Below are 3,875 nucleotides of genomic sequence, written 5' to 3' on the forward strand. Positions count from 1 at the left end.
AATATCCCGTACAACTGCCCAATAAAATTATCATGAGTATCAGCCATAAGGGATGCCTAATCCCCCTCGGATGTCGGTGGTCAGGTACTGATTTAATTGCTTCAATTAAATTCATTGTTGATGCACGGCTTAGGATAGTCGAGCGCGAGCGGACGATCATCCGATCGCGCTCGACTATTATAATTTACTTGGGGACAATTAATCCACCCTGCTTGTTAAGGGGGGTTAGGGGGGATCTGGGGGTTAGTCGAAATTGAAAAAATTGTGAACTCAAATGATTAAATCTTTTCTTTCGCAGGGGGAACCAAACCTGTTTTATTCAAACCCGCATCAATCTGCCTGAGCAATTTAAAATCATCTTCGGGTAAGGAATTAACAGGCGAGTGTTTTTCCAGAAACGAGAATGCTTGCCGAAATTCACGCGGCCGGGAGTCGATCGCACTATCGAAGTGACAAGGTACAATTCTTTGAAACTCCCAACTCGCCACTTTATCCACCCAATCGAGAGTTTCCCTCGGCGCGCGGTTGAGAATCAAAGTCTGCAGAATCGGCGCGACAAACAACCGCCCTCCTCCCCGCAAAGCCTCAAAAGATCGCTCCCAATGTTTTTTCCACTTGAACGGATATAACCCGAAATAAGCTTTCCTAGAGCGTTCTGGCGCTTTGCCTGCATTGGCAAATACCTCCGACCACGGCGGCACTTCCAGCACGCTGGGGCTAAAATACATGGCAAATAAGGCGATTCTCTGCCACCCTTTGCGCCGATTTTCGTGGGTGTCTGCCACAATGTCCGAGGCGCTGTCTTTGGCGTGAAACAGCAGCGGGTACGAGTCGAGTTGGACGATCGCCGGCGGATTTTCGGGAATCGAAACTATGGAATCTGTTAACATCAGCGTGTGCGATCGTCTGTGAAATAAGGCAACTTCAGCAAATCTGCCCAAACCAAGGTCGAGGGGGCCGAGAATTGCCCAGTCAAATTGATCGGCTAAGGGCGTGTTGCTGCTGTCAAAGGGCAGTACAGACGTGCGTTTCGCGGGCAAACCCAGCCAACTCAGCGGCAAATTCACCGGGAAACTCCACTGCTGCGGGGCGACAAACACCTGCGCTTCGGGAAAACACCTCGCAAAGGGGCCGACAAAAACTTTGTGCTCGATGCCGGAAACCGTTGTCAGCAGGATGTACTTCACCTCGCCGTGCTCTGCTACTAACTCTTTTACCAAGCGGATGCACTCAGGAGTCGGTGCAACGGGGGCGTAGACGAGAAGGCCTTCGGGTTCTAGTTTAATTACTGTCATCCGAATCGGGACGACAACGTAAAAAATGCCTTGTAGTTGGTCAAAAGTCCAGATTGTGTCCTTGACTATTTCCTTGCGGATAGTGCGCCGCTTGCTGTAGGGATAGAGGGGGACGACTGGCCAAAATGCCCAAGAATAGTCCCTAGAATCAATCTGTGCTGATGTTGGTATGCCTTCGCCCTCTGCCACTGGTGCGACTCCTTGCCGATTTTTTTGTACGTGCGTGCGATCGAACTATTTTTATCTTATTTCACTCCTGTTGCGCGGATTCGAGGAGTTGAAACCGGGTTTCACCAGGCCTGGGTGCGAGAACTATTAAACCAACTGTTCAGGATCAATGCCTAACTCCCGCAACCGCGCCGCTAGTCTTTCCTCTCGCTGTTGAGATTCTGTCAGTTGCTGTTGAGATTCTGTCAGTTGCTGTTGAGATTCTGTCAGTTGCTGTTGAGATTCTATCAGTTGCCGTTCCGCCGCCGTTGCTCTTTCACCCGGACTCAAAATCAACCCTCCTTGGGCCGTAAACCACCGCAACCACAACCGATTCATACTCTTATAAGTCCCTTGCCACCAACCTAAACTCAACTGCAACTCAGGAATAAATAACCGCCCATCAATTAATTCTGCAGGTTCATAGTGGCCTCCTACAAGATGAAAAGCTCGCAATTCATCCGTGTAGCGACTGAACACAAAATAGTAAGGAATCCGCAAAATTTGTTCATAAACTTGCCACTTAGTCGGCGGTTCCCCAGCTTGCTGAACAGTCCGCCCTAAATCTTCATCTTCAGTACCCGGCGATAGCAATTCCACCACCACAAACGGATTTACCCGTTCTTGCCAAACTACATAACTCAAACGCATATCGCGCCCTTGATAAAGCCTTGGCACACCCACCGCAGCAAACCAATCCGGGCGTTTATGCCAGCGCGGTTGTGTTGCATCGTAATACAAATTTAGGTCGCTGGCTGTAAAGACTTGTTCCGCATCCCATCCCGGCGGCAAAAAGGTGAATTCCAAGAGTTGCGGCTGATCTAAATGAAATGTATCTGGCAAACCGGGCTCCTTTGGGTCTTCGCTGGGTAAATCATACATTGTTGGCAAACTCTGCCGGGGGTCTAAAGGCGGTTCAGCTTGAGCAGGCGGGTAAGTCGGGAATGTCATAATCAATTCTGAGGTTGCTTATCCTGATATGATTATAACCTTGTGAGAATGTCTTGCATTTCCAAAGAATTCCCATTAACTCTCAATCTCAAATCTCAAATCAAAACTCCAAAATCGATATGACTCAAAACTACCGCATCACTCTTTTACCAGGAGACGGCATCGGCCCTGAAATTATCGCTGTGGCGGTAGATGTCCTGAAACTTGTCGGCAAACAATTGGACATCGGCTTTGAATTTCAAGAAGCTTTAATGGGCGGCGCTGCTATTGATGCAACAGGCAATCCGCTACCCGAAGAAACACTGGAAAAATGCCGCAACTGCGATGCAGTATTGTTAGCAGCAATTGGCGGTTACAAGTGGGATAATTTGCCCCGCGAACAGCGCCCGGAAACTGGATTATTAGGACTGCGCGCCGGATTGGGATTGTTTGCAAATTTGCGTCCGGCGACTATTTTACCGCAATTGGTTGATGCTTCTAGTTTGAAACGGGAAGTTGTCGAAGGCGTGGATATTATGGTCATCCGCGAACTCACAGGCGGCATTTATTTCGGCAAACCGAAAGGTATTTTTGAGACGGAAACAGGCGAAAAACGCGGTGTTAATACGATGGCTTACACCGAGTCGGAAATTGATAGAATCGGGCGAGTCGCTTTTGAGACGGCCAGGAAGCGGGGCAAAAGGCTGTGTTCCGTTGATAAAGCGAATGTTTTGGATGTTTCGCAACTGTGGCGCGATCGTATTATTGCCCTTTCTTCAGAATACCCTGATGTCGAACTTTCTCACCTCTACGTTGACAACGCAGCCATGCAATTAATTCGCTGGCCGAAACAGTTCGATACAATTGTCACCGGCAATTTATTCGGCGACATTCTTTCCGATGCGGCGGCGATGTTAACTGGTAGTATTGGGATGCTGCCTTCTGCTAGTTTGGGAGCAACCGGGCCGGGAGTTTTTGAACCTGTGCACGGTTCCGCACCGGACATCGCGGGACAAGATAAAGCCAATCCCATTGCCCAAGTTTTGAGTGCGGCAATGATGCTACGTTACGCCTTAAATCAACCGGAAGCTGCTAATAAAATTGAGCAAGCAGTTGTCGAAGTTTTGGATCGAGGTTATCGCACTGGCGATATCATGTCCGAAGGCATGAAACTCGTCGGCTGTCGGGCAATGGGCGATGCTTTAATTGAAGTTTTGCAAGGTTGATCGATGGTCTGGTAGGGGCGGGTTTTACGAATAATATTCGACGCACGCATACAACCTCATAAACCCGCCCCCACACAACTAATAACCTATATCAACCTTGACTTTAATCGCAGGTAAAAAATGTACATTGAGGCTTACCGTTGGGTGGGGGCGGGTTTATAAGATTATTAATTTTTGGCGATTATGGTTGGTAAAACCCGCCCCTACTGGAATTGAT

Annotated in this window: 3 protein-coding genes; 1 reads left to right on the plus strand and 2 read right to left on the minus strand. The window is 48.6% G+C overall.

All coding sequences use genetic code 11. The features are described from left to right. Positions 1–278 precede the first annotated feature (278 nt). Positions 279–1,484, minus strand: coding sequence for a DUF4336 domain-containing protein (locus QT984_RS03870; RefSeq protein WP_333373237.1), 1,206 nt, complete (start codon positions 1,482–1,484; stop codon positions 279–281). A gap of 126 nt (positions 1,485–1,610) precedes the next feature. Beyond that, on the minus strand, positions 1,611–2,453 hold the full coding sequence (locus QT984_RS03875; RefSeq protein ID WP_333373240.1) for a Uma2 family endonuclease: 843 nt from the start codon (positions 2,451–2,453) through the stop codon (positions 1,611–1,613). A 119-nt stretch (positions 2,454–2,572) separates the two neighbouring features. On the opposite strand from QT984_RS03875, the gene leuB reads away from it, so the two are divergent. Beyond that, positions 2,573–3,658, plus strand: a complete 1,086-nt coding sequence (gene leuB / locus QT984_RS03880) for a 3-isopropylmalate dehydrogenase (RefSeq protein WP_333338457.1) — start codon at positions 2,573–2,575, stop codon at positions 3,656–3,658. Positions 3,659–3,875 lie beyond the last annotated feature (217 nt).

This window comes from Microcoleus sp. Z1_B2 (assembly GCF_036700325.1).
Classification (GTDB): Bacteria; Cyanobacteriota; Cyanobacteriia; order Cyanobacteriales; family Microcoleaceae; genus Microcoleus.

Excerpts from the sequence above, each read along its gene's own strand:
- QT984_RS03875 (WP_333373240.1), bottom strand. The coding sequence starts at position 2,453 with ATGACATTCCCGACTTACCCGCCTGCTCAAGCTGAACCGCCTTTAGAC.
- leuB (WP_333338457.1), top strand. The coding sequence starts at position 2,573 with ATGACTCAAAACTACCGCATCACTCTTTTACCAGGAGACGGCATCGGC.